The 26,951-nt window shown below is 73.6% G+C and carries 15 protein-coding genes; 14 read left to right on the top strand and 1 reads right to left on the bottom strand.

Annotation, left to right across the window (positions count from 1 at the left end):
• Positions 1 to 299 precede the first annotated feature (299 nt).
• Positions 300 to 2,570, top strand: coding sequence for a M4 family metallopeptidase (locus AAW13_RS29835; RefSeq protein ID WP_046727051.1), 2,271 nt, complete (start codon positions 300 to 302; stop codon positions 2,568 to 2,570).
• Positions 2,571 to 2,818: 248 nt separating this feature from the next.
• The gene (locus AAW13_RS29830; protein WP_046727050.1) at positions 2,819 to 6,004 is read left to right on the top strand and encodes an AfsR/SARP family transcriptional regulator; all 3,186 of its coding nucleotides are present in this window, start codon (positions 2,819 to 2,821) and stop codon (positions 6,002 to 6,004) included.
• A 111-nt stretch (positions 6,005 to 6,115) separates the two neighbouring features.
• On the opposite strand, the gene AAW13_RS29825 is transcribed toward AAW13_RS29830, so the two are convergent.
• Positions 6,116 to 6,301, bottom strand: coding sequence for a hypothetical protein (locus tag AAW13_RS29825; protein ID WP_046727049.1), 186 nt, complete (start codon positions 6,299 to 6,301; stop codon positions 6,116 to 6,118).
• Between the two features lie 265 nt (positions 6,302 to 6,566).
• On the opposite strand from AAW13_RS29825, the gene AAW13_RS29820 reads away from it, so the two are divergent.
• From AAW13_RS29820 to AAW13_RS29765, 12 genes are all read left to right on the top strand, one after another.
• Positions 6,567 to 7,829: a helix-turn-helix domain-containing protein gene (locus AAW13_RS29820; protein ID WP_046727048.1), complete on the top strand. Its 1,263-nt coding sequence runs from the start codon at positions 6,567 to 6,569 to the stop codon at positions 7,827 to 7,829.
• 61 nt (positions 7,830 to 7,890) lie between these two features.
• Positions 7,891 to 8,334 carry a cobalamin B12-binding domain-containing protein gene (locus tag AAW13_RS29815; RefSeq protein WP_276207608.1) on the top strand — a complete coding sequence of 148 codons (444 nt, stop codon included), beginning with the start codon at positions 7,891 to 7,893 and terminating at the stop codon, positions 8,332 to 8,334.
• Positions 8,331 to 9,752: a methylaspartate mutase gene (locus AAW13_RS29810; RefSeq protein ID WP_063777038.1), complete on the top strand. Its 1,422-nt coding sequence runs from the start codon at positions 8,331 to 8,333 to the stop codon at positions 9,750 to 9,752. The genes AAW13_RS29815 and AAW13_RS29810 overlap by 4 nt, the downstream gene beginning before the upstream one ends.
• Positions 9,749 to 10,750 (top strand): asparagine synthetase A, encoded by a 1,002-nt coding sequence (locus tag AAW13_RS29805; RefSeq protein ID WP_046727046.1) that lies wholly within the window; start codon positions 9,749 to 9,751, stop codon positions 10,748 to 10,750. The genes AAW13_RS29810 and AAW13_RS29805 overlap by 4 nt, the downstream gene beginning before the upstream one ends.
• Complete coding sequence (locus tag AAW13_RS29800; protein ID WP_046727045.1) at positions 10,747 to 12,045, top strand: glutamate synthase-related protein; 1,299 nt, start codon at positions 10,747 to 10,749, stop codon at positions 12,043 to 12,045. The genes AAW13_RS29805 and AAW13_RS29800 overlap by 4 nt, the downstream gene beginning before the upstream one ends.
• Before the next feature lie 118 nt (positions 12,046 to 12,163).
• On the top strand, positions 12,164 to 16,996 hold the full coding sequence (locus AAW13_RS29795; RefSeq protein ID WP_046727044.1) for a non-ribosomal peptide synthetase: 4,833 nt from the start codon (positions 12,164 to 12,166) through the stop codon (positions 16,994 to 16,996).
• A gap of 94 nt (positions 16,997 to 17,090) precedes the next feature.
• On the top strand, positions 17,091 to 21,584 hold the full coding sequence (locus AAW13_RS29790; RefSeq protein ID WP_046727043.1) for a non-ribosomal peptide synthetase: 4,494 nt from the start codon (positions 17,091 to 17,093) through the stop codon (positions 21,582 to 21,584).
• Positions 21,585 to 21,622: 38 nt separating this feature from the next.
• Positions 21,623 to 23,575 carry a non-ribosomal peptide synthetase gene (locus tag AAW13_RS29785; protein WP_063777037.1) on the top strand — a complete coding sequence of 651 codons (1,953 nt, stop codon included), beginning with the start codon at positions 21,623 to 21,625 and terminating at the stop codon, positions 23,573 to 23,575.
• Positions 23,572 to 24,366 carry a thioesterase II family protein gene (locus AAW13_RS29780; protein WP_063777036.1) on the top strand — a complete coding sequence of 265 codons (795 nt, stop codon included), beginning with the start codon at positions 23,572 to 23,574 and terminating at the stop codon, positions 24,364 to 24,366. Before AAW13_RS29785 ends, AAW13_RS29780 begins: the two co-directional genes overlap by 4 nt.
• Complete coding sequence (locus tag AAW13_RS29775; protein WP_046727042.1) at positions 24,336 to 25,559, top strand: cytochrome P450; 1,224 nt, start codon at positions 24,336 to 24,338, stop codon at positions 25,557 to 25,559. Before AAW13_RS29780 ends, AAW13_RS29775 begins: the two co-directional genes overlap by 31 nt.
• Before the next feature lie 137 nt (positions 25,560 to 25,696).
• A complete protein-coding gene (locus AAW13_RS29770) occupies positions 25,697 to 25,906 on the top strand; it encodes an MbtH family protein (RefSeq protein ID WP_046727041.1) in 210 nt (69 codons plus the stop codon).
• Positions 25,907 to 25,917: 11 nt separating this feature from the next.
• Entirely contained in the window at positions 25,918 to 26,949 is a 1,032-nt protein-coding gene (locus tag AAW13_RS29765; RefSeq protein WP_071659722.1) for a TauD/TfdA family dioxygenase, read from the top strand.
• Positions 26,950 to 26,951: the final 2 nt, after the last annotated feature.

Here is a 26,951-nt window from a genome sequence, read left to right as displayed (position 1 = left end):
GTGTCAGTCTGCTCTGCGGGCGTTCACCGCGAACGCACAGCAGCCTCACGCGACATCCACATCTTCTGCCCCCACTTCCCGGTGCCTCGCGGTACTTCCCGGCACCTCGTCAGGGCGCGGCCGAGCAGACGTCACTCCGTCGCACCGCGCCCCGCCCGGCTCCACCCCGTGCCCCCTGTTCCCCCCCGTGCCCCCTGTTCCCCCCTTCCCTTCACCCGCACGGCGCCGGACGGCTCGACCCAGCCGCTCCGCTCTCCCGGGCTCCACCGAGTCCGACCACCCCACAGAAGGAGAACGCCATGTCCCGGCAGGACCGTCACCACCGTCGTGTCAGACACAGCGTCACCCTGGCGCTGACCGCGGCAACCACCTTGCTCGCGGCCGGACTCCAGCAAGGCACCGCCCTGGCCGCGGCCGGTGAACCCGCCCCCGCCAGGATCCACGCCACCCCGAGGGCCGGCGCGGCCCCCGCCCCGCTCTCACCCGCCCGGCGCACGGCCCTGCTGAAGAGCGCCACGGCCCAGGCTCCCGCCACCGCGAAGACGCTCGGCCTGGGAGCCGACGAGAAGCTCGTCGTCAAGGACGTCAGCCGGGACGCCGACGGCACGACGCACACCCGCTACGAGCGCACGTACGCCGGACTGCCCGTCCTCGGCGGCGACCTGGTCGTCCACGACAGCGCCGGCCGACTGACCGTCTCCCGGGCCGCCGAGGCGGACCTCGCGGTCCCGTCCGTCAAGGCCAAGGTCTCCGCGGCCACGGCCGAGGCCCGCGCCCTCACCGCCGCCGCGAAGGCGGGCGCCGTGCACGGCACGCTCGACGCCAGTCCCCGTCTCGTCGTCTGGGCCGCCTCCGGCAAACCCGCCCTGGCCTGGGAGTCCGTGGTCGGAGGACTCCAGGACGACGGCACCCCCGACGAACTCCATGTGATCACCGACGCGGTCTCCGGCAAGCAGCTCTTCCGCTACCAGGGGATCGAGACCGGCACCGGCACCGGACAGTTCAACGGGACCGTGCCCCTCGGCACCACGCTCTCCGGCTCGACGTACCAGCTCGTCGACGGCGACCGCGCCGGACACCGCACCTACGACCTGAACCAGGGCACCTCCGGCACCGGCACGCTCTTCACCGACGACAACGATGTCTGGGGCGACGGCACCCCCGCCAACCGGCAGACCGCGGGCGTCGACGTCGCCTTCGGCGCGGCGGCCACCTGGGACTTCTACAAGAACGTCTTCGGGCGCAACGGCATCCGCAACGACGGCGTCGCCGCCTACAGCCGGGCCCACTACGGCAACAACTACGTCAACGCCTTCTGGTCGGACACCTGCTTCTGCATGACCTACGGGGACGGTTCCGGCAACACCCACCCCCTGACCGCGCTCGACGTCGCCGCGCACGAGATGAGCCACGGCGTCACCGCGGCCACCGCCGGACTCACCTACTCCGGCGAGTCGGGCGGTCTGAACGAGGCGACCTCCGACATCTTCGCCGCGGCCGTCGAGTTCTACGAGAACCTGCCGGCCGACGTCCCGGACTACCTGGTCGGCGAGAAGATCGACATCAACGGCGACGGCACTCCGCTGCGTTACATGGACAAGCCCTCCAAGGACGGCGCGTCCAAGGACTCCTGGAGCTCGTCGCTCGGCGGCCTCGACGTCCACTACTCGTCGGGCCCCGCCAACCACTTCTTCTACCTCCTCTCCGAGGGCAGCGGAGCCAAGACCGTCAACGGGGTGTCGTACGACAGCCCCACCTACGACGGTCAGCCGGTGACCGGCATCGGCATCGAGAACGCCCAGCGCGTCTGGTACCGGGCGCTCACCACCTACATGACGTCGAGCACGGACTACGCCGGCGCCCGTACCGCCACCCTCCGGGCCGCGGCCGACCTCTTCGGCGCCTACAGCCCCTCCTACCTCGCCGTGGCCGATGCCTGGGCGGCCATCAACGTGGGCAGCCGGATCGCGCTCGGCGTGAACGTGGCACCGATCGCGGACCAGATCAGCGGCGTCGGGCAGGCGGTGTCCCTCCAGGCGGACGCCTACACCACCAACTCCGGCGCCGGCCTCACGTACACCGCGACCGGACTGCCGGACGGACTGACCATCAGCGACACCGGACTGATATCCGGCACCCCCACCACCCTCGGGACCAGCGACGTCACCGTCACGGTCACCGACGACACGGGCGCCTCCGCGACCCAGCGGTTCTCCTGGCGGATCGCCTACGTCTACGCCAACGCCACCCGGGTCGACATCCCCGACAACGGCGCCGCCGTGGAGTCGCCGGTCACCGTGACCGGCCGGACCGGGAACGCCTCCGCCACCACCCAGGTCTACGTCAAGATCATCCACACCTACCGCGGTGACCTGACCGTCGACCTCGTCGGCCCCGACGGCACCGCCTACTCCCTCCTCAACCGCAGCGGCGGCTCCGCGGACAACGTCGACCAGACGTTCACCGTCGACGCCTCCGCGCAGACCCTGAACGGCACCTGGAAGCTCCGGGTCCAGGACCGTGCCGCGATCGACGTCGGCTACATCGAGCAGTGGCGGCTCGTGCCCTGACCTCGCCAGGACCCGTCACCCCGACGGGCTGTTCCGAGACGCGCTCCGCGTCTCGGAACAGCCCGTCCCGCACGGCCGGGGACGATCCTGGCCTGCGGAATCACCGGTTCACCGGCACAAGACCCGGCGGATCAGTGCTATTTTCGGTCAAAAGATCTCGATAATCGGTCAGGCGGCTTGCAGGTGCGTGAAGCCTGGTCGAGCATCGGGATGCGCCCGGCGGGGAGGCTGGGGGTCAGGGGAGGGGAATGGCCGAGGGCATCCGGTTCGTCGTGCTCGGGGCCGTGCAGGTGCTCCGGAACGGGGCGGTCCTCCCCACCAGGTCCCCGCAGCAACAGGCGCTGCTCGCCGCCCTGTTGCTCAGATCCGGCCGGGCGGCCTCCGCCCACGAGCTGATCAGCGCGGTCTGGGGCGAGGAGCCGCCGGACTCCGCCCTGTCCACGCTGCGCACCTACGCGTGGAGACTGCGGCAGGTCATGGAGGAGGACCGGGCCGCACCCAAACTCCTGGTGTCCCTGCGTGACGGATACCAACTGGCGGTCCCGCCGGAGTCGGTGGACGCCGTGCGCGCCGAGGCACTCGCCGCCGAGGCCGTCCGGGCCCGGGACGCGGGCCGCGAGGCCGAGTGCGGCGGCCTGCTGAACGAGGCGCTCGCCCTGTGGCGCGGTGAACCCCTGACCGGTGTGCCGGGTCCGTTCGCCGAACAGCAGCGCTCCCGGCTCGGCGCCCTGCGGCTCACCCTGCTGGAGGAGCGTTTCGAGCACCGCCTCCGGGAGGGGCAGCACGGGCTGGTCATCCCGGACCTGATCGCCTTCACGCACGAGCATCCGATGCAGGAGAGACCCTACGGTTTCCTGATGCGCGCGCTCTACGCGGTCGGACGCCAGGCCGAGGCGCTGGCGGTGTTCGGCAGGGCGCGTCAGGTACTGGCCGAGGAACTGGGCATCGACCCGGGCCCGGAACTGACCGGCCTGCACGCCCGTATCCTCGCGGGCGACCCGCAGCTCATGGGGCCGGCGGCGGACGACAGCGGCCCGGACTCCGCCCGGCGGACCAACCCGGTCGCCCGGGCGCCCCGAGCCTCCCAGGCGACCCGAGCTCCCCTGACCGAACGGACCCTCCAGACCGAAGGGGCCCTCCGGACCGACCGGGGCACCCGGACCGACCGGGCCACCCAGGCGGGCCGGACCTCCCAGGCCGCCCCGTCCGACGCCGACGCCGAGACGGAACCGGACGAGGCAGCCGGACCGGCCGAGGCACCCGCACCCGCACTGCCCCTGCGGCCGGCCCAGTTACCCGCCGACGCGGCCGACTTCACCGGGCGCAGCACCGAGGTCGAGGCGCTGTGCGACGCGCTCACCGACCCCGCCCGGGTCGCCCTGCCCGTCGTCTCCATCAGCGGCATGGGCGGTATCGGCAAGAGCACCCTCGCCCTGCGCGGCGCGCACCGGGCCAAACCCGACTTCCCCGGCGGCCAGCTCTACGCCGACCTGCACGGCAACGGACTGGAACCGGCCGACCCGGCAGCCGTCCTGGGCAGCTTCCTCACCGCGCTCGGCACCCCCGGACACAGCCTCCCGGCCGCCACCGAGGACCGCGCCCGCCTCTTCCGTACGACCCTCGACGGCCGTCGCATCCTGCTCATGCTGGACAACGCCCGCGATCCCGCCCAGGTCCGGCCGCTGCTGCCCGGCTCCGCCGACTGCGGAGTGATCATCACCAGCCGGGGCAGGCTGAGCGGCCTGCCCACCATCCTCCAGACCGACCTGGACGTCTTCGACACCGACGAGGCACTCTCCCTGCTCCGCTCGATCGCCGGTGCGCAGCGCGTCGCGGAGGAACCGGAGGCCGCCGCCGAACTGGTCGGCCTGTGCGGACACCTGCCGCTGGCCGTGCGGATCGTCGCGTCACGCCTCGCCGCCCGCCCCCGCTGGCGGATCGAGGCCATGACCGCCCGTCTCGCCGACGAACGGCTGCGCATCGGCGAACTGCGCGCCGGGGACCTGGGGGTGGCCGCGGCCTTCGAACTCGGCTATCACCAGCTCACGGACGACCAGGCCAGGGCGTTCCGGCTGCTCGCCCCGCTGGCCCGGCCCGGCATCGGCCTGGAGGCCGCCGCGGTGGTCCTCGAACTCGACGAGTACGAGGCCGAGGAACTCCTGGAGTCGGTCGTCGACGCGGCCATGCTGGAGGCACCGCAGCCCGGCCGGTACCGCTACCACGACCTGCTGCGGTCCTTCGCGCTCCAGCTGACGAGCCCCGCGGCCGCACACCGCGCCGGAGAGCCGGCGGGCGCGGAAGGCACCGCCGCCCTGGGACGGCTCCTCGACCACCTGCTGGACGGGGCCTGTTCGGCCTTCCAGTGCATGGTGCCCGGCGATCCGGTCGGCGCCATCCTCGGCGGCGGCACCACCCCCGGGCACCGCTTCGCCACACTCGCCGACGCACGCGCCTGGGTGACCTCGGAGTTCGACTGCACCACGAACGCGGTGACCGCGGCCGCCCGGCTCGCGCTCGGCGGCGCCACCCCCATGCTGCGCACGGCCACCGATCTGCTGGTCGCGCTCACCCCGTTCGGCCGGGACATCCCCTACGCGCAGCTGGCCATGGCGGCCCGGGTGGTGGCCGAGGCCGCCGCCGTGCGGGGCGACGACCAGGCCGAGGGCCGCGCCCGGTTCGTGTGCGGCAACGCCGCGCTACAGAACACCCAGCTCGCCGAGGCCGAGTCGCAGACCCGGCTGGCCACCGACGCCTGCCGGCGGGCCGAGGACACCGTCATCCTGCGGCAGATCCTCAACGACCGCGGCCTGATAGCCCAGTTCCAGCACCGGTACGCCGACGCGGTGGACTCCTACGACCGCGCGATCGAACTGGCCCGGGAACTGGGCCACCGCTCGGGGGAGTTGGTGACCCGGCTGAACGCCGCCCAGGCACGGCTGCGCAGCGGCCGAGCCGGGGAGGCGGTGCTCATCTGCGAGGAGGTGCTGGCCGAACTGCGCGAGGTGGGGGACCCGCACGGCACCTCGTACGCCTGGTACGTCCACGGCATGGCACTGCACGAACTGGAGCGCCACACCGACGCCGTCACCAGCTACACCCGGTGCCTGGACACCTGCACGGGCTTCGGGATCCGGGGCCGGGAGGCCCAGGCCCGGTCCCGGCTCGCGGCCACCTGGCGGGTGATGGGCAAGCCGGACCTCGCCCTGTCGGAGGGGGAGACGGCGCTGACCCTGTGCGAGGAACTCGGCGCCGAACGGGAGAAGGGCAACGCCCTGCTGGTCCTGGGCCGGGCCCTGGCCGACCTCGGCGACCACCCGGCGGCACTGGCCCGGGCGCACCAGGCGCACGCCGTCTTCACCCGCCTCGGCCTTCCCGACGCCGCCGAGGCAGAACACCTGGCGGCCCGCCTGCCGGACGGCACCGGCACCCCGTGAGACACTGAACTCCCGCACACGGAACAGGCGTTGAAAGAAAGAACGGCCCAGCCGGGGTTCGGCTGGGCCGTACGTTCGTGGGCCGCGCTGTCGCGGGCGGGACGTCTCGGGTCAGCCTGTGCTGTTCCACTCGTCCGGGTCGCCGCCACCGGCCAGTACGGTCGTGGAGTGGTCCGGCTTCGGGCCTTCCGTGTGCGTGCTCACCGACACCGTCACGGTCAGCGCGGCGGCGCACCCCAGGGTGGCGAACAGGACCGCTGCCTTACGCGCAACCGGTGACTTCGGGAATCGCTTCATCAGGTGCCGTCCGCCTTCGGGATCGGACCCAGGGGCTGGGTCTCGGGTGCCGGGAAGTGCCCGGTGAGGCCGTGTGCCTCGTTCTGCTTCGAGACTGCCGAGGGCCGATCTACACAGGATGGAGGCCCGATCACCACGGCGCCCGCACCCCCGTCGACGGCCGGCGATCCCCCGTATATCCGTCGCCACCACCATCGGTGCCAGGCGGAGACCGGCACCCGGACTCGGCCGGAACGTCGGTGTGGTGATGTGAAGGGAAATCGGCATGGATGGTGGTCAGCCGGTGTCCGGCTTCGGCGAACTGCTCAGAGACCAGCGTGAACGCGCCGGAATGACCCAGCAGTGCCTGGCCGATCACGCGACGCTGAGCGTGCGTGCGGTACGGGACCTGGAGGCCGGCCGGGTGCGGCGGCCCCGGCACGAGACCGTACGACTGGTGGCCGACGCGCTGCGGCTGACCGGCCGTACGCGCACCGCCTTCGAGGCGGCGGCGTCCCGGCGGCCCCCGGCCGCGGAGCCCGCGGCCCCGCCCGCCCCGCGCACCGCGATCGTCGGGCGCGAACAGGAGACGGCGACGCTCACGCACTGTCTGACCGGGGAGGGCGACCGGCTGGTGTCGGTCGTCGGCCTGGGCGGGGTGGGCAAGACCCGGCTGGCCCTGGCGGCCGCCTGGCACACGCACCGCTCGGAACGCTGGCCGGTGCACTGGGTGCCCTGCGGCGAGCGCGGCACCCTGGCCGCGCTCGCCGACGGTGCCGACCTGGAGGGCGCCGCGGACCGGCCCGCCCTGCTGGTGCTCGACGGTGCCGACGGCAGCCTGGACCCGGCCCTGCTGGAGGGGCTGTTCCACCGCCTCCCCGGCCTGCGGGTGCTGATCACCTCCCGCGCCCCGCTCGGCCTGGACGGCGAACAGGTGGTGCCGCTCGCGCCGTTGGCCACCCCCGGCCCCGACACGGCACCGCGGGACCTGGCGGAGGTGCCGGCCGTCCGGCTCATGCTGGCCCACATGCGACGGCTGCGCCCCGGCCTCACCCTGGAACCGGCCGACACGCTGGCCATCGCCGGGCTCTGCGCCTACCTGGACGGGCTGCCCCGGGCACTGGAGTACGCGGCCGGCTGGACGCTGCTCGAATCCCCGGACCGGTTGACGCGACGGCTGGCCGCCTCCCCGTTCGGCCTGGCCGCCCCGCCGGTGACGCACTGCGAACGGGGGGACGTGCGCGAGGCCCTGGACGAGGCCCTGCGCTCGCTGACCGCCGACCAACTGGCCCTCGTACGACTGCTGTCGGACGCGGCACCCGACTGGTCACTGGAGGAGGCCGCGGCGGTGAGCGGCCACAGCGCACCCCACTGCCACCAGACCGTGCACGGACTGCTCGTCCGCGGTCTGCTCCGCCTGACCGGCCGGCAGGACACGGCGCGTTTCGCCGTACTGAACCTCGTCCGCACCGTGTGCCGCGAACCGAACGACGCCCCCGGGCGGGTGCCGCTGCCCCGGACGCCGTACCCGGCCGCGCTGGTCTCCTGACCCCTGACCGCCCCGGATCCCCCCCACCTCCCCATCCCTACTGAACCAACGAGGAATCTTCGTGGAACTGGGCAAGGCCGAGCGCGTCGGCCTGGATGTCGTCGTCTCGACCATGGCGTCGGACGCGCACACATGGAACCTGGTCTTCCTGCAACTGCTGCTTGAGGAACTCGGCCACCGTGTCACCAACCTGGGCGCCTGCGTCCCCGACACCGAACTCGTGGCGGAGTGCCGGCGGCTGGCTCCCGACCTGATCGTCCTCAGCAGCGTCAACGGACACGGGTTCATCGACGCCCAGCGGGTCATCCCCGGCCTGCGGGCCTGTCCCGAACTGCTGCGCACCCGGGTGGTGATCGGCGGAAAGCTCGGCATCACGGGCACGGACGACGGATCGGTCGCGCGGACCCTGCGGGCGGCCGGCTTCGACGAGGTCTTCGAGGAACACGCGTCGGCCGACGAACTGCGCTCCTTCGTCCGCGCGTTGTCGGCGGCGGTACCGGTATGACCGCCGAACCCGCCTCCCCGACAGTGCCGTTCGGGGACCACGTGGCCCGCGCGCACGCCCGGGGCAGCCTGGTGGTGCAACCCCGGATGGGGATGAGCCGCCCCGACCGGATGCGGGCCGGCCTGCGGGCCACCCGCGGTGCCGCGGCCAGCACGGTCGGCACCATCACCGTGGACAGCTACACGAGGACCGGCGACACCGCGGCGGCCCGGCGCGCCGTCGCCCGCGGGCTGGCGCTCAACGGTTACCCCATCACCGTCCACCAGCCGGCCGTGACCCGGCAGGTGCTGCGCGGCATCGCCGACGACGGTTTCCCGGTGCAGGTCCGGCACGGGTCCGCCCGCCCCGAGGAGATCGTCGCCGCGCTGCTGGCCGCCGGACTGGACGCCACCGAGGGCGGCCCCGTCTCGTACTGCCTGCCCTACAGCCGGGTCCCGCTCAACGTGGCGGTGGCCGCCTGGGAACGCGGCTGCGCACTGCTGGCCGAGGCCCAGCGGACCGGCGCACGACCGCATCTGGAGACGTTCGGCGGCTGCATGATGGGCCAGCTCTGCCCGCCCGGCCTGCTGATCGCGCTCAGCGTGCTGGAAGCCCTCTTCTTCCGGCAGCACGGTCTGCGCAGCGTCTCCCTCAGCTACGCGCAACAGGCCAACGCCCGCCAGGACGAGGAGTCGGTCATCGCGCTGTCCCGGCTCGCCGCCGCACTGCTGCCCGACGTCCAATGGCACATCGTCGTCTACGCGCACATGGGGATGTACCCGCTCACTCCCGGCGGCGCACGACTGCTGCTGCGGGAGGCGGCCCGGCTAGCCGTCCGCACCGGGGCGGCCCGGCTGATCGTGAAGACCACGGCGGAGGCGCACCGGATCCCCACCGTCGCGGAGAACGTGACGGCCCTGGAGACGGCGGCGAGCGCGGCCGGCGCGGCGAGCAGGGCGAGTTCGGCGCGGGCGTCCGCACCGCCGCCCGTCGGGTCCCGGCCTGTCGAGGCCCTGCCTGCCGGGTCCCCAACCGCCGGGTCCCCGGCCGCCGAGGCCCCGGACACCGGCATCCACGCGGAGGCGAGCGCCCTGATCGACGCCGTCCTCGACCTCGACCCGGACATCGGCCGCGCCCTGGTGACGGCCTTCGCCCGCGGCTACCTGGACGTGCCGTTCTGCCTCCACCCCGACAACGCGGGCCGCACCCGCAGCGGTCTGGACGCCGACGGCCGCCTCTACTGGTCCGCCGCCGGCGCCATGCCGCTGCCCGCCCGCCCCGAACGGGGCAGCCCTCCGATCCTCGGCTCGGACGGACTGATGGCCGCCCTGTCGTACGTACAGCGGACCTTCGACCGGCGCGCCCGGACGGAGTCCGCCCGGCACCCGCGCGACCCGCGCATCACCCAGACGACCGACAGAGGGGAACACCAGACATGAACCACGACACGCCCGCCGCCCCGCCGTCCCCGCCCGAACCGCGGACGCACCTCACGTCCCCGGCCACCCGCAGCACCCTGCGCATCCAGAACCGGCTCATCGCGGCGGCCCGTGAGTACCTGACGGCGGCCGGGTTCACCGAGCTCCTGCCGCCGGTCGTCGGACCGGTCACCGACCCCGGCAGCCGCGGCTCCAAGCAGGTCGACATCGACTTCTACGGCCACCGCTACAAGCTCATGACCAGCGCCATCCTCTACAAGCAGGCCTCCCTGCTGGCCTTCGACAAGATCTTCTGCATCGCTCCCAACGTCCGTCTCGAACCGCTGGAGACCGCCGACACGGACCGGCACCTCGCGGAGTTCCACCAGCTGGACGTCGAGATGGCCGGCGCGGACCGCGACCGGATCACCGGGCTCGTCGAGGAGCTCGTCGTCCACATGGTGCGCACCACCCGCGACGCGTTGCCCGCCGACTTCGAACTCCTCGGCCGGGACACGGACGCCTTCACCGAACTGCTGCGGGGGTCGTTCGGCCGGCGCACGCACGCCGAGGCGGTCGCCGAACTGCGGACGGTGGGCCACGACCAGAACCCGGACGCCGAGATCGACTGGGCGGGCGAGGCACTGCTGTCGGCGAAGGCCGGCCGCCCGTTCTTCGTCACCGACTACCCGAAGGGGTCCCGCGGCTTCTACGACCGCGAGTCCCGCACCGAGCCCGGAGTGCTGCGCAACTTCGACCTCATCGCCCCCGAGGGCTACGGCGAGCTGTGCAGCGGCAGCGAGCGGACCAACGACTACGCGCAGATCGTCACCCGGATGCGGGAGACCGGCGAGAACCCGCAGAAGTACCGCTGGTACCTGGACCTGGTGCGCGAGGGCGTCCCCGCCAGCGCGGGCTTCGGCATCGGCGTCGAACGTCTGACCCGCTACGTGGCCGGACGGGACGCGGTGTGGCAGGCCAGCGCCTTCCCCAAGCTGCCCGGGGTGGTCTCGCCGTGAGCCGCGGCCCCGCCGCCCCCGCCTTCCCCGAGGACGAGGTCCGCCGCCGGGCCCGGTCGGGAGCGGCGGCCGCGTTCCCCGCCGCCGAGGACTACGGACGCGTGCTCTTCGGCGCCGCCCCGGCCGCCGGCCCCGAGGACGGTCTGGACCGGATGCGTCTCGTCCCGCCGGTCTTCATGGCGGACCGGCTGAAGAAGCTCATCGAGCTGGGCCGCGAGCCGATGTACGACGACGTCGAACTCACCACCGGCATCGGCGGCTTCACCGCCGCACTGCCCGTGTACGTGTCTGCGCTGGGCTCCACCAGCGCCGCCGGCGGCGACCTGGGCCTCGCCCTCAGCCGCCAGGCCGCCCGGCTCGGACTGCCCATGGTCATCGGGGAGAACGTCGTCCCGGTGCACGGCTACGGCCGCCTGGAGGGCCCGGAGACGCCCGGGACCCCCGATGCCCCTGACGTCCGCCAGGGGCCGGGCGGTGGTCTTCCGACCACGCTGCTCGGCCGGCTGCGCGCCTACGCCGGTGAACTGCCGGACGGACTGGGTGGGCTGGCCGTGCAGCAGAGCACCGAGGACGCCGACGCCGAGGTCTGGAACCTCGTCTACAGCGATCCCGCCGCCCGGCCCCTGCTGGACTCCGGACGGCTCGCCTTCGAGCTCAAGACCGGGCAGGGCGCCAAGCCCGGGCTCGGCGGGATGACCGTCCTCGACACGGCGGCCGCGGCCCGGTTCGGCGACCGCTACGGCCTCGACGCGGCCGCCCTCGGCGGGCGGCACGTGCTGCGCTCCAGCAGCCCCGGCACGTTCACGGCGGAGATCCTGCGCCAGCAGATCCGGCTGATGCGCAACAACTTCCCCCGGGCCCGGGTCTGGGTCAAGCTCCACCCCGGCCGCGATGTCGCCGAGGCGGCGCGGGTGGCCGTGGCCGCCGGCGCGGACGCGGTGACGGTGGACGGCGCGGAAGGCGGCACCGGCTGGGCTCCCGTCGCGTTCGCCGGCCGGGTCGGACTGCCGCTCGCCGCCTGCCTGCGCCGCCTGGCCGCCGACCCGCCGCCGTGTCTGCTCGTGTCGGGCCGGATGTGGGAGGGCGCCCGCGCCGTCAAGAGCCTGGCGCTGGGCGCGCGGGCGGTCGGTCTGGGCCGGGCCGCGCTGCTGGCCGTCGCGGAGGACCCGGAACAGGGACTGATCCGTTTCGCGGAATGCCTCGCCCTGGAAATGCGGCTGCTCGTCAGCGCATTGGGAAAGTACTCCCCGGACGCGCTGGACCAGCAGGACGTCTGGTCCCCGGAAGGCGATTGACCGGTCCTTCGATATTGCCGTCCTTCTTCCTCTCCATCTGCCCGTCCACCGGGTGAGCGGGACCTAGCGTTTCCCGCGTCGCCCGTTCCGTGGGCTTTTCCATCATCGGGGTGAACCCATGTCCTCACGCGGTATTCCCTTCGCATTCGCGGCGGCCGTCAGCCGCCATTCCGACCGGCCCGCCGTGCGCGCCGCGGGCCGGACCCTCAGCTACGCCGAACTCGACGCGCTGACCGGCGCCCTGGCGGCGGGCATCGCGCCGGGCCAGGTCGTCGCCGTCACCGGCCGGGACCGCCTCGACCACGTCCTCGGACTGCTGGCCGTGCTGCGGGCCGGCGGGATCCACCTGCCGGTCGACGCCGACACTCCGCCGGAACGCGCCGAGTTCATCGTCCGGGACGCCGGGGCGACGGCCTTCCTGACGCACGGTGAACTCACCGCCGCCGCCCCGGTGCCAGGCCCGTCAGGCACCCCTGGGCCCGGCCCGTCCGGCGGCTCGGGTTATCTCGTCCACACCTCGGGCACCACCGGCCGCCCGAAGGGCGTGCACGTCGAGGCGTCCGTGCTGGCGGAGCACATCCAGGCCGCCGTCACCCGGTTCGGCATCACCCACCAGGACGTCGTCCTGCACCTGGCGCGGCCCTCCGTCGACGTGGCGGTCGAACAGGTCCTGACGGCCCTGACGACCGGCGCCTGCCTGGTCGTACCGGAACGCGGACTGCTGGCGGCCGGTGAACTGCTCGACCTGCTGGCGGCCGAGGACGTCACGGTCGCCAACCTGTCCGCGGGCTACTTCCAGGAGGTCGTCGCCGCCCTGAAGGCGGGCGCCCGCGTCCCCGGGTCACTGCGGCTGATGATCTCCGGCAGCGACCGGCTGTACCCGGAGACGGCCGCCGCCTGGACCGGACTCACCGGCGTCCCGCTGCTGAACGCCTACGGGCCGACGGAGACCACGGTCACCGCCACCGTCCAGGAGGTCCACGCGCCGGCCGGCCCGGCGGACGGCGAGCACGGCGTCCCCATCGGCGAGGCCCTCGGCGACCGCGCCCTGTACGTACTGGACGACGCCCTGCGCCCGGTGCCTGACGGTACCGCCGGTGAACTCCACGTCGGTGGGCCGCTGTTGGCGTCCGGCTACTGGGGACGCCCAGCGGCGACAGCGGAACGCTTCGTGGCCGACCCGTTCTCGGGCGTACCGGGTGCCCGCATGTACCGCACGGGCGACCTGGTGCGGCGGGTCTCCGGTGCGCTGGAGTTCGTCGGGCGCACCGACCACCAGGTGAAGATCCGAGGCTTCCGGGTCGAGCCCGGCGAGGTCGAACAGGCGCTGGCCGCGCACCCGTCGGTAGCCGCCTGCGTGGTGACCGCGCACGAGGGCCGGCTCGCCGCCCACGCCACCACCAGCGGGGCGACACCCCCGGAGTACCGCGAGGTCCGCGCGTTCCTGGCGGACCGGCTGCCCGAGCACATGATCCCGGGCAGCCTCACCGTCCTGGACGCCTTCCCGCTCACCGCGGGCGGCAAGATCGACCGGGCGGCCCTGCCGGGCCCGGACGCCGGGAACGGGCCGGTGCGGGACGGGTACGTCGCCCCGAGCACCGAGGCCGAGCGGCTGCTCGCCGGGGTCTGGTCCGACGTCCTCGGCGTGCCCGACGTCGGCGCCCACGACAACTTCTTCCACCTCGGCGGCGACTCGCTCACCGCGGTACGGGTCGTCGGGCGCGTCGCGGACGTCTTCGGCGTGGTCTCCCCGTACGCCATCTTCGAGGCGCCCACGCTCGCGGAGTTCGCCGCCGTCGCCACCGCCCCCGAGGGCGACCGGCTCCCGCCCCTGACCCGCTCGGGGCGCACCGAGGCACCCCTGTCCGCGTACCAGCGCGGCCTGTGGTTCCTCGACCAGTGGAACCCGGGCTCGGCCACCTACAACGTGCCCTGGGTCTTCCGCTTCGACGCGGCGCCCGACCTCGGCCTGCTGCACCGGGCCCTGGAGACCGTGGTGGCCCGGCACGAGAGCCTGCGCACCTGCTTCGTCCTCGGTGACACCGGCCCCCGTCAGGTCGTACGGGCGAGCGTCACCGTGCCCTTCACCGTCACCGAGGCGCCCACCGGGCGGACCGCCGAGCTGATCGCGGCGACCGCCGCCGAACCCTTCGACCTGGAGACCGGACCGCTGCTGCGCGCCCACGCCCTGCGCGCCCCGGACGGCGGGACCGTCCTCGTCCTGGTCCTGCACCACATCGTGTGGGACGAGGGCTCACTGCCGGTCCTGGAAGCCGAACTCAAGGAGATCTACGAGGCGTTGCGGGCCGGCCGTCCGCACCGGCTGGCCGAGCCCGGCGCGCAGTACGCCGACTACAGCGCCTGGCAGTACGACGACACCGTGGCCGCCGCCACCGACGCCCAGCTCGCCTACTGGGCGGAGCAGTTGGCGGACGCCCCGCGGGCCGCCGCGCTGCCCGCCGACCACCCCCGTCCCGAACTCCAGGCGTTCCGCGGTGCCCACCACGGCTTCGCGATGCCGGAGCCGGTCGCGCGAGCGGTGCGCGAGCTGGCCCGCGAGGAGGACGCCACCCCCTACATGGTGCTGCTGGCCGCGCTGGCGACCACCCTGCACCGGCGTTCGGGGGAGCGGGACATGGTCATCGGATCACCGGTGAACGTACGCGGCCGGGCCGGAGCGGCCGGCATGATCGGCTACTTCGTCAACCTGCTGCCGCTCCGCCTGCGGGTCGACTCCGGCCTGCCGTTCCGTGACCTCGTACGCCACGTCCGGGACGTGGCGGTGGGCGCCTACCGCAACCAGGACGCCTCCTTCGACGCGATCGTCGACCGGACCGTCACCGACCCGCCGCGGGACCGCAACCCGCTCTGCCAGGTCCTGCTCGAACTCCATCCGCTGGATGACCGGCCGCTGGAGGTCGACGGCATCACCGTCAGCCGCGAACTGCACATGCACGGGGTCTCCCGGTTCGACCTGTCGGTCTCCGTGGACGACCTCGGCACCGGTTTCACGGGCCGGTTCGAGTACGACAGCGACCTGTTCGACGCGCGGACCATGGCGGAGCTCTGCGACAGCTGGCTGGGCACGCTGGCAGCGGCCGTCGCCGCCCCCGCGCACACCCTGTTCGAGGCCGCCGCGGCCCGGACCCCGGACGCCACCGCGCTGATCGCCGGCGACGAGGAGCTCAGCTACGGGCAGCTGAACGCGCGGGCCAACCGGCTCGCCCACCACCTGGCAGCCCGGGGCGCCGGGCGCGGAACGGTCGTCGCGGTGCTCGTCGAGCGCGGCCCCGACCTCGTCGTGGCCCTGCTGGCGGCGCTGAAGACCGGCGCCGGATACACCCTGCTGGACCCCGGCTTCCCGGCCGAGCGGCTCGCCGGGGCGGTCGCCGACAGCGGTGCCGGACATCTGATCACCCACCGGGGCCGGCGGATACCCTTCGACTGGCAGGGCCCGCACCTCGACCTGGACGCCGCCGCCGGTGAACTGACCCGAGAACCGGGGCACGACCTCGGGCTGCCCGTCACCGGCGAGGACCTGGCCTGCGTCATGTTCACCTCCGGCTCGACCGGCCGTCCCAAGGGCGTCGCCGTGCCGCACCGCGCCCTGACCGGCACCTACGCGGGCCAGGACTATGCCCGGTTCGGCCCGGACGAGGTCTGGCTCCAGTGCTCCCCGGTGTCCTGGGACGCCTTCGCCCTGGAGCTCTACGGCGCCCTGATGTTCGGCGGCACCTGCGTCCTGCACACCGGGCAGCGGCCCGACCCGGAGACCATCGCCGACCTGACCCGCCGTCACGGAGTCACCCAACTCCAGCTCTCCGCAAGCCTGTTCAACTTCCTCCTGGAGGAGTTCCCGGACACGTTCGCCGGCCTGGGCACCGCCTTCACCGCCGGGGAGCGGGCCTCGGTCACCCATGTCGCCAAGGCGCTGGAGATGTTCCCCGGCCTGCGCGTCGCCAACGGCTACGGCCCGGTCGAGAGCCTCGGCCTCACCACCTGCCACACCGTCGTACCGCGGGACGTCACCACCACCTCCATCCCCATCGGCCGGCCGCTGTACGGCAAGGACGTCCTCGTCCTCGACGAAGCGCTGCGGCCCGTCGAACCCGGTGTCACCGGCGAGCTCTACACGGCCGGCCAGGGCCTGGCCCTCGGCTACCTGGGCCGCCCCGGCCTCACCGCCACCCGCTTCGTCGCCGACCCCGGCGGGTACGGGCGGCGGCTCTACCGGACCGGAGACCTCGGGCGCCGCACCGCCGACGGCACGCTGGAGATCACCGGCCGCGCCGACGACCAGATCAAGATCAGGGGGTTCCGGGTCGAGCCCGGAGAGATCGAGGACCTCCTCACCCGGCACCCGGACGTACGGGAGGCCGTCGTCACCGTGTACGAGCCCGCTCCCGGAGACCGACGGCTCGCCGCCTACGTCACGACCGTCCCCGACGGCTCCGGAACGGCCGGTCCCGATGGCTCCGGTGCGGCCGGTCCCGATGGCTCCGGTGCGGCCGGTCCCGATGGCTCCGGTGCGGCCGGTCCCGACGGCTCCGGATCGGCCGGTCCCGACGCCCTTCTCCAGTACCTGTCCGGACTGCTCCCGGAGTACATGGTCCCCGCCACCCTCGACATCCTGGACGCGCTGCCCCTGAACCCCAACGGCAAGGCCGACCGCCGCGCCCTGCCCGCCCCGGCCGCCGTCGCCGGACCTGGTGAGGACCGCGACGACGCCGTCCTGGCCGGCCGGGAACGCCTGGTGGCCGACGTGGTGCGGGAGGTCCTCGGCCTGGACGAGGTCGGGCGCCACGACAGCTTCTTCCGGATCGGCGGCAACTCCCTGTCGGCCGTACGCGTCGCGATGCGCCTGTCCCGTGAGACCGGGACCCGTGTCCCGCCGCACCTGGTGTTCCGGGCCAGGACCGTGAGCGCGATCGCCGAACTGCTGCCGGCCTGAGCGGCCCGCCCGTGAGCCGGCGCGACCGCGCCGGCGCCGCCGGCCGTGCGACGGACCGGCACCCCAGCTCCCCGACAAGGAAGGCAGGACGACAGTGAGTTCGCCCACGGACACGGCTCCGCCGCCCGAGGCGGTACCGGTGCGGACCGCACCGCTCTCGGGCCTCCAACGAGGCCTGTGGTTCCTGGACCGCTGGAACCCCGGGACCGCCACCTACAACACCCCCTGGGTCTTCGAGTTCACCGGCCCCCTCGACCCGACGCTCCTGGAACGCTCCCTCAACACCGTGGTCGCCCGCCACGAGGCGCTGCGCACCACGTTCGCCCTGCGTCCCGAAGGCCCCCGCCAGCTCGTCCACGCCGGCCTCGGGATCCCGCTGGCCGTCGTCGACCTGCGGGACCTGCCGGCCGACGAGCGGGAACGGCAGGCCGGGCAGCGGCTGGCCGCCGAGGCCGCGGCACCCTTCGACCTCACCGCCGGACCGCTGCTGAGGGCGTCGGCCCTGCTGCGGTCGGACACCGAGACCACGCTCGTCCTCGTCGTCCACCACATCGTGTGGGACGGCTGGTCGGCCGACGTCTTCGAGAGGGAACTCGCGGAGACCTACACCGCCCTCACCGAGGACCGCCCGCCCCGGCTCCCCGAACTGGTCGCCCAATACGCCGACTTCGCGACGGAGGAGCAGAGCAGGTCCTTCGAGGACCACCTGTCCTACTGGAAGGAACAACTGCACGGCGCCCCCGGCCTGCTGGAACTGCCCGCCGACCGCCCGCGCCCGGCGGAACGCGCCCACCTCGGCCGCACCGAACCCTTCGACCTGCCGGCCGGCACCGCGGCCCGGGTGCGCGCACTGGCCGAGACCGAGGGGGTGACGCCGTTCATCGTGCAACTGGCCGCCTTCGCGCTCCTGGTGAACCGCCACACCGGCGCCGACGACATGGTGATCGGCACTCCGGTCACCACCCGCGACCGGCCCGAACTGGAGAACCTGGTCGGCTACTTCGTCAACCTGCTGCCCCTGCGGATCCGGCTCGGCGCCCGCACCACCTTCCGTGAACTGCTCGCCGACGTCTCGGACACGGCCTTCGAGGCCTACGGCTATCTCGACGTGCTCTTCGACACGATCGTGGACCAGCTCGCCCCGGACCGCAGCGCCGCGCACCCGCCGCTCGTCCAGGTCGTGTTCGGCTCGCACACCGAGGACCGGACGCCGCTCACGTTCGGGCCGGCCTCCGCCGACCGGCGGGTGCACTCCAACGGCACCAGCAAGTTCGACCTGACCTGGTCCGTCTACGACGACGGCGAACTCCGCGGCGAGGTGGAGTTCAGCTCCGGCCTCTTCGACACGGCGACGGTGCGCCGGATGACCGACGACTGGCGGGCCCTGCTGACCGCCGCCCTCGACGACCCCGGCCGCACCGTTCGCGACCTCACCCGCGCCGCCGATCCACGGCCGCCCGCCGCCCCGGTCCGCACCCCCGAAGGCCGCAGCCTGCACCGGCTGTTCGAGGCCGCGGCCGACACCCACCCCACCCGCACGGCCCTCACCTTCGGCACCCGGTCCCTCGACTACACGGAACTGGACCGGCGGGCCAACCGGTTGGCCCACGCGCTGATCGCCCGCGGGGTCCGCCCCGGCGACCGGGTGGGCCTGCTCCTGGACCGCACCGACGAGATCCCCGTCTCGGTACTCGGCGTGCTCAAGACCGGCGCCGCCTACGTACCGGTGGACCTGACCGCCCCCGCCGACCGGGCCGCGATGGTCTTCGGGGACACCGGGGTCAGGGTCGTCGTCACCGACCGGCCCGACCGTGTCCCGGACGGACCGTGGGAACGATTCGAACCGGCGCTCCAACAGGCGGAGTTGGCCGCGCTTCCGGCCACCCGCCCCGCCGTCGCCGTGCGTTCCTCGGACACCGCGTACATCATCTTCACCTCGGGCTCCACCGGCCGTCCCAAGGGTGTCGCGGTCGCCCACGAACACGTCACCCGCCTGATGGCGGCCGGCGCGCGGCACTTCGCCTTCGGCCCCGGCGAGGTGTGGACCCTCTTCCACAGCTACGCCTTCGACTGGACCGTCTGGGAACTGTGGGGCGCACTCCTGCACGGCGGACGGCTGGTCGTGGTGCCGTACCTGACCAGCCGCTCGCCCGAGGAGTTCACGGAACTGCTCGCCACCGAGGGCGTCTCGTACCTGTGCCTGACCCCGTCCGCACTGCGCCAGCTCGAACTCGCCCTGCGGCAACGGCCGCGCGCCCTGCCCGCGCTGAAGCAGATCATGCTCGGCGGGGAGGCACTCGACCCGGCGGTGGTACGGCGCTGGAACGACCTCGACCCGCTGCCCCCGGCCCGGCTGTGCAACCTGTACGGGATCACCGAGACCACCGTCCACGTCACCGCCCACGACCTGGGGCCGTCCGCCGACGACTTCGAACGCAGCCTGATCGGCGCCCCGTTGCCGCACCTGAGCGCGATGGTCCTCGACGACTGGCTGCGGCCCTGCCCGGCCGGCGTGCCCGGCGAGCTGTACATCGGCGGCGGCAGCCTCGCGCACGGCTACTGGGACCGGCCCGGCCTCACCGCCGGACGCTTCGTCGCCGACCCCTACGCCGTGGCCCCCGGAGCCAGGATGTACCGCACCGGGGACGTGGCCAGAAGGCTGCCCGACGGCGGTCTGGAGTACGTGGGACGGGCCGACTTCCAGGTGAAACTGCGCGGCTTCCGCATCGAACTCGGCGAGATCGAGAACGCGCTGGCCGCCCACCCCGACGTGGACACCTGCGTGGTCACCGTCCACCAGGAGCGGCTGGCCGCCTACGTCACCGGCCGCGAACCGGCCGGCCTGCGGGAGTTCCTGGCCCGTTCGCTGCCCGACTACATGATCCCGGCGACCGTCACCGTCCTGGACGCCCTGCCGCTGACCGTCAACGGCAAGGTCGACCGCCGCGCGCTGCCCGACCCGAGCCCGCACACCGCCGCGCCCACCGGCACCGGGGCCGGACACGTGGTCCCCCGCACCGGCACCGAACGGGACTTCGCCACCGTCTGGTCACGCGTCCTGGGCGTCACCGGCATCGGCGTGCACGACGACTTCTTCCACCTCGGCGGCGACTCGATCCGCGCCGTACAGCTCTCCGGAGAACTGCACGAGGCGGGCTGGACGGTCACCCTGCGGGACATCTTCAACGCGCCGACCATCGCCGCCCTGGTGCCGCTGGCCCGCCCGGTCGCCGGACCGGACACCGCGGGCGAACCGTTCTCGCTGGTGGACGCCGAGACCCGGGCGGCCCTCCCGGCCGACGTGGTGGACGCGTACCCGATGGTGTCGATGCAGCTCAGCATGGTCTTCCACATGGAGATCGCCGGTTCGACCGACAGCTACCACAACGTCAACAGCTACCGGATCAGCGCACCGCTCGACGAGGACGCGTTCCGCCGGGCCGTCGCCGAGGCGATGACCCGCCACCCCGTCCTGCGGACCAGCCTCGACATCTCCGGCCACGGCGAACCCCTCCAGCTCGTGCACGGCGAACTGGCGCCGCCCGTCGCCTTCGACGACCTGCGGCACCTGGCCGGCCGGGAGCGGGACGCGGCGGTCACGGCGGTCTTCGAACACCACCGCCGGACCCCCTTCGACCTGCTGGAGCCACCGCTGTTCCGGATCACCGTGCAGCGGCTCACCGACACCTCCTTCCAGCTGACCGTCGCCGAGCACCACGCCATCCTCGACGGCTGGAGCTTCACCTCGCTCCTCGCCGAACTCCTCGAACGCCACGCCGAGTTGGCGGCCGACCCGGACAGCGCCCCGGCCGCCCTGCCGGGCTCCCGCTACCGGGACTTCGTGGCCGTCGAACGGGAGGCCGCCACCGATCCGGACTCCCTCGCGTACTGGCGCGGCAAACTCCACGGCGTCAGCGGCGAACTGTGGGACGGCGCCGGCCGCACCCACGAACTGGCCCGCACCGTCGAACGGGTGCTGCCCGAAGCCCCCGGTCACCTGCGCCGCGTCGCCGACGCCACCGGTGTCCCGGTCAAGTCCGTGGCGCTCGCCGCCCATGTGCGCGCCCTGCGTGAGATCACCGGCCGTCACCGGATCACCACCGGCCTGGCCATGAACGGCCGCCTGGAGCGGCGCGGCGGCACCGAGGTGTACGGGCTCTTCCTCAACATCGTTCCCCTGGTGGCCGGAACCGGCGGCGGGGACGGAGCCGACGACGACCTGCCGGCCCTGGTGCGCGAGGTGCACCGCGAGGAACTGGACATGATGCCGCACCGCCGGGTCCCGATCGCCCGGCTGGCCCGGCTGATGACCGGCACCCGGCTGGACAGCCAGTTCGGCTTCCTGCGCTTCCACGCCCTCGGCTCGCTCAAGACCGCCCGGATCGAGGACGACCGGATCGGCTGCGAGCCCACCATGCGCCATGAACCCAACAGCTTCGCCTTCGGCGCCTCACTGATCCAGGACCCCGTCTCCGACCGTGTGCTGCTGGCCGTCGACCACCAGCGGTCCGTGGTGCCGGACGCCCGCGCCGAGGCCTACCTCGACGCCTACGAGCAGGCCCTGCACGACATGGCCGCGGCCACATGACCGCCCACCCGGTCCGACAAGAGAGCGAGACCACCTCCATGACCGACGCCACCTCCATGACCGACGCCACCTCCATGACCGAGACCACCTCGGCGACCGACGCCACCTCGGCGACCGACGCCGACCGCTCCCGTGCGGCCGACCCGCTGGTCCGGTTCCTGGCTGCCGCCGACGCCGCCCCCGGGCGCACCGCGGTCTTGGCCGTCGACGGCCGGCTCAGCTTCGCCGAACTCGCCCGCCGCACCGCGGAGCTGGCCGGTGCCCTGCGCGCCCACGGCATCGGCCGCGGCGACCGGGTCGGCGTCCACCTGCGTCGCACCACCGACCTGCCGGTGGCGCTGCTCGCCGTGTGGCGGGCCGGCGCGGCCTACGTACCGCTGGACCCCGCCTACCCACGGGACCGGCTCGCCTTCATGGCCGAGAACGCGGGCCTGGCCCTGCTCCTGACGACCGAACCGGGCGCCGTCCCACTGCCCGACGGTGTCCCGGTCCTCGGCCCGGACGCCACCGGCGGCACCGGACCGGACACCCCGGTCACCGCGCGGGACGCCGCCTACGTCATCTACACCTCGGGCTCCACCGGCCGGCCCAAGGGCGTCGAGGCCACCCGCGGCGGGGTCGCCGCTCTCCTGGCCGGCCTGGAGGAACGCGGCGTGTACCGGCCCGAGCCGGGTGTGGTCGGCTGGAGCGCGAGCGTGTCCTTCGACGCCTCCGTGCAGCAGTGGGCGCGGGTCTGCCGTGGCGACACCGTCGTAGTGGTGGACGACCCGACCCGCACCGATCCGCAGCGGCTGGCCGCCCTGCTCGACGAGCACGGCGTCACCGACCTCGACCTCACGCCCTCCCACTGGGAGCTGCTGCGCGAGCCGCTGGCCGGCCGCCCGGTACGGCTGTTCATGGGCGGCGAACCGGTGCCGCAGGCGACCTGGGACGAGATCGGCGGCGGCGGGACCGACGCCCTCAACCTGTACGGCCCCACCGAGTGCACGGTCGACTCCACCGTCGCCCGGATCGCCGGGCCCCGCCCGCACCTCGGCGACGCGCTGCCCGCCGTGGCCCTGCACCTGCTGGACCCGGCGCTGCGGCCGGTGGCCCCCGGCGCCACCGGGGAGCTGTACCTGGCCGGCCCCGCCGTCGCCCACGGGTACGTCGGCCGGCCGGACCTGACCGCCGAACGCTTCGTCGCCTGCCCCTTCGTACCCGGCGCGCGCATGTACCGTACCGGGGACCTGGCCCGCCGCGGCCCGGACGGCACCCTGGAGTTCGCGGGCCGCGCCGACGACCAGATCAAGCTGCGCGGCTTCCGCATCGAACCGGCCGAGATCGAGGCCGCGCTGACCCGCCATCCGCGGATCCGCGAGGCCGCCGTCAAGGTGCACGAGGCCGCCCCCGGAGACCAGCGGCTCACCGCGTACGTCACCGTGTCCACCTCGGCCACCACGTCCGGCACCCCGGACCTCGCCCCCGACGGCATCCTGGCGCACGCCCGCACGCTGCTGCCCGCCCACATGGTCCCGGCCGCGGCCGTCGTCCTCGACGCGCTGCCGCTCACCCCCAACGGCAAACTCGACCGCGCCGCCCTGCGGCCCCCGGCACCCGGCACGACGGGACACACCGCCACCGGAGCCGCCCTGGCCGGAGCCGCGTCGGCCGGAGCCGCCCCCGCCGGAACCGCCTCGGCCGGAGCCGCCTCGGCCGGAACGGACCCGGTGGGCACCGGTCTGGCGGAGCAGGTCGCCGGTGTCTGGCGGACCGTTCTCGGCCGGGACGACATCCGACCCGACGACGACTTCCTCACCCTCGGCGGCCACTCGCTCGCCGCGCTGCGGGTCATCCACATCCTGCGCCGCACCCTGGGCATCGAACTCCAGCTGCGCCACCTGCTGGACGCCCGGGACCTCGCCGACTTCACGGAGGCGGTGCGCACGGCCGGCCAGGCCCCGGCCGCCCGGCGGCCCGCCCTCGTCGGCGGTGCGGCGGGTGCCCGGTGACCCCGCCACGGCCACGGATCGAGGGGGACTGGCTGCTGGTGCCCGCACCCCAAGGACACCGGCCCTACCGGCTGTTCTGCTTCCCGCACGCCGGCGGTGACGCCACTGCCTTCGCCCCGCTGGCCCAGGCGCTCGCCCCGGCCGCCGAGGTATGGGCGCTGCGCATGCCGGCCCGGGGCGGGCGCAGCCGCCACCCGATGCCCGCCACCTTCGACCTGCTGGTGCGGACGGTGGCCGACGCCCTGCGCCCGCACCTGGAGGGCCGCTTCGGCTTCTACGGACAGAGCTTCGGCTCGCTGCTGGCCTACGAGGTGGCGCGCGCCCTGCCCGCCGGACACCGCCCGGAGGTGGTGATCGCCGGCTCGGCGTCCGCACCCGCTTCCTGGGCCGCGCCGACCCCGCCCCAATACGGCGCGGAAGAACTGCTGCGGACCTGCGGTATGGGCGAACTCGTCGACGCGGAACCGGAGTTGCGGGAGCTGGCGCTACGGGCCATCCGCAGCGACCTGGCCGTGCGCGACACCTACCGCTACCGGCCGGCCCCCCTGCTCGACACCGCCCTGCACGCCGTCGCCGGCGACGCCGACCAACTGCTCGACGCCACCGTGCTCGCGGGCTGGGCGGAACACACCTCGGGCGCCTTCGGCCTGACGGTGGTTCCCGGCGGCCATCTGCTGACGACCGTACAACGGCCCGGACCGGTGGGCCTGCTGACCTCGATCATCGGGCCCGAGCCCGATCCGACCCCCAGGGAGTCCCGATGGCCACGAGCACAGTCCCTCGTCCGCTGACCACCGGCCGGACGCCGGCCACCGCCGTCGACCTGAGCGACCCCGGGCTGTGGACCCGCCCCGACCTGCCCGCCGTCGTCGACGGACTACGGGCCGCGGGCCCCGTGCAGCGCACCGAGACCGCCGACGACGGGCCCGTCTGGTCGGTGCTCTCCTACGACCTGGCCGTCGAGGTCCTCAAGGACGCGGCGACCTACAGCTCGGAAGGCGGCTCGCTGCTCGGGGCCGGCGCCGGGAACACACCGGTCGGCGCGGGCCGCATGATGGCCCTGACCGACCCGCCCCGGCACCGCGAACTGCGGGCGCCCGCCACCCCGTTCCTGTCACCCGGCGGGGCGCGCGGCGCCACACCCAGCATCACCGAACTGTCCCGCCGGATCGTCGCCGCGGCCCTGGAACAGGGCGACGCCGACCTCGTCGACGTCGTCTCCACCCTGCCCCTGACCGTGATGTGCGACCTCCTCGACGTCCCGGACCAGGACCGCGCGATGGTCGTCCAGGTCTGCGACGACGCGTTCCTCGGCCGTACCGCGCAGGAGCGCCGGGCCGGGCACCAGCGGCTCATCCCGTACCTCATGCACCAGGTCATGAAACGGCGGGCCGACCCCCGGGACGACCTCATCAGCACGATGGCCACCTACCGGATCGCCGGCCGGCTGCTGCCCGTCGAGGACGTGGTCCTCAACCTGGACAACATCGTCGTCGGCGGTGTGCAGACGGTCCGTCACACCGCCGTCATGGGGCTGCTCGCACTGGTACGGCACCCGGAGCTGTGGCAGCTCCTACAGAGCGGCGAGGCCGCCATGGGGCCGGCCCTGGACGAACTGCTGCGCTGGACCTCGGTCGGCCTGCACACCCTGCGTACCGCGACCCGGGACACCGAGCTGGGCGGGCACGCCGTCCGGCGGGGGGAGCGGGTCGTCGTCTGGACCTGGGCGGCCAACCACGACCCGGCCGCCTTCGACCGCCCGCACGACATCGTCCTCGACCGCAGCCCCAACCGGCACGTGGCGCTCGGCCTCGGCGCGCACTACTGCATCGGCGCCCCGCTGGCCAAGACGGAACTGAGCGCGCTGTTCACGGCTCTGCTGGAGGGCGTCGAGCGGATCGAGCCGACCGGGCCGGTGCAGTACAACCGCTCGATCATCAACTTCGGCCTGGACCACTTCCCGGTGCGTCTCGTCGCCCGCTGAACTTCCCCTCTCCTGCCGGAACTCCTGCCGCTCGGCGGCAACGGGCGCCGATAACTTCGGATCGCCGCACGGAATTCCGCGAATTCACCATTCCGGGAACCCATCAATTCCCCGCGCACGACGGAGGAAAGACCATCATGACGAATCCCTTCGAGGACGAGAACGGCACCTACAAGGTGCTCGTCAACGACGAGAACCAGCACTCCCTGTGGCCCGCGTGGATCGACGTCCCGGCCGGCTGGACCGTCGTCCTCGGTGACGCCGACCGGCAGTCCTGCCTGGCCTTCATCGAGGAGAACTGGACCGACATCCGCCCGGCGAGCCTGCTCGCCGCCCTCGGCCGCTAGGAGGCCCCGCCGTGCCCACCGCACCGACCACACCGCACTGGGAGACCGCCCCGGGCCGCCCCGCCCTGACGCGCGTGACCGGCGTCCACGACATGGCCGCGGCCGTCGACTGGCTCCAGGACAACGGCCCGCAGCTGCGGGCGGCCCTCGCCGAGCACGGCGCGATCTTCCTGAGGGGCCTGCCGGTCACCGGCAGCGAGGACGTCGCCCGGGTCCGTGACGTGCTGCTGCCCGAGCCCACCCCCTACCGGGAGAAGGCCACCCCCCGCAGCGACTTCGGCCACGGGGTCTTCTCCTCCACCGACCTGCCGCCCCACCAGTCGATCCGCATGCACAACGAGAACAGCTACACGCTGACCTTCCCCGGCAAGCTGCTCTTCGCCTGCCTGACCGCCCCCGCCGAGGGCGGCGCCACCCCCGTCGTGGACTGCCGCAAGGTCCTGGCGAACCTGCCCGCCGCCCTCGTGGACCGGCTGCGCGCGGCCGGCTGGACACTCACCCGCAACTACTCGGAGTACGTGTCCCTGGACTGGCGCACGGCCTTCGCGACCGACGACCCGCAGCAGGTGGAGGAGTACTGCGCGGAGAACCTCGTCTCCTGGGAGTGGCGGGAGGACGGCCGGCTGCGCACCCGCCAGCTGCGTCCCGCCACGATCACCCATCCGGAGACCGGTGAGGAGGTCTGGTTCAACCATCTCGCGTTCTGGAACGAGTGGTCGCTGGACCCGGTGATCCGCGAGGCCCTGATCGACGAGTTCGGGCCCGACGGCCTGCCCTTCAACACCGGCGCGGGCGACGGAGCCCCCCTCACCCGGGACGACGTGGAGACCCTCAACGCCGTCTACGAGGCGGCGACCGTCCGCGAGCCCTGGCAGCGGGGCGACGTGATGCTCGTCGACAACATCCTCGCCGCCCACGGCCGCGACCCGTTCCGCGGCGACCGGAAGATCGCCGTCGCCATGGGATCGCCCGTCGACGTCCTGGACTGCCGGCCCGGCGTGCCGCCCGCCGCGTTCCGCGCCGCACCCCTGCCCACCGCCTGACC

This window comes from Streptomyces humi (assembly GCF_001005085.2).
Taxonomy (GTDB): domain Bacteria; phylum Actinomycetota; class Actinomycetes; order Streptomycetales; family Streptomycetaceae; genus Streptomyces; species Streptomyces humi.
This window is presented reverse-complemented; position numbering and strand designations above follow the sequence as displayed.

Excerpts from the sequence above, each read along its gene's own strand:
- AAW13_RS29835 (WP_046727051.1), top strand. The coding sequence starts at position 300 with ATGTCCCGGCAGGACCGTCACCACCGTCGTGTCAGACACAGCGTCACC.
- AAW13_RS29830 (WP_046727050.1), top strand. The coding sequence starts at position 2,819 with ATGGCCGAGGGCATCCGGTTCGTCGTGCTCGGGGCCGTGCAGGTGCTC.
- AAW13_RS29825 (WP_046727049.1), bottom strand. The coding sequence starts at position 6,301 with ATGAAGCGATTCCCGAAGTCACCGGTTGCGCGTAAGGCAGCGGTCCTG.
- AAW13_RS29820 (WP_046727048.1), top strand. The coding sequence starts at position 6,567 with ATGGATGGTGGTCAGCCGGTGTCCGGCTTCGGCGAACTGCTCAGAGAC.
- AAW13_RS29810 (WP_063777038.1), top strand. The coding sequence starts at position 8,331 with ATGACCGCCGAACCCGCCTCCCCGACAGTGCCGTTCGGGGACCACGTG.
- AAW13_RS29805 (WP_046727046.1), top strand. The coding sequence starts at position 9,749 with ATGAACCACGACACGCCCGCCGCCCCGCCGTCCCCGCCCGAACCGCGG.
- AAW13_RS29795 (WP_046727044.1), top strand. The coding sequence starts at position 12,164 with ATGTCCTCACGCGGTATTCCCTTCGCATTCGCGGCGGCCGTCAGCCGC.
- AAW13_RS29785 (WP_063777037.1), top strand. The coding sequence starts at position 21,623 with ATGACCGACGCCACCTCCATGACCGACGCCACCTCCATGACCGAGACC.
- AAW13_RS29775 (WP_046727042.1), top strand. The coding sequence starts at position 24,336 with ATGGCCACGAGCACAGTCCCTCGTCCGCTGACCACCGGCCGGACGCCG.
- AAW13_RS29770 (WP_046727041.1), top strand. The coding sequence starts at position 25,697 with ATGACGAATCCCTTCGAGGACGAGAACGGCACCTACAAGGTGCTCGTC.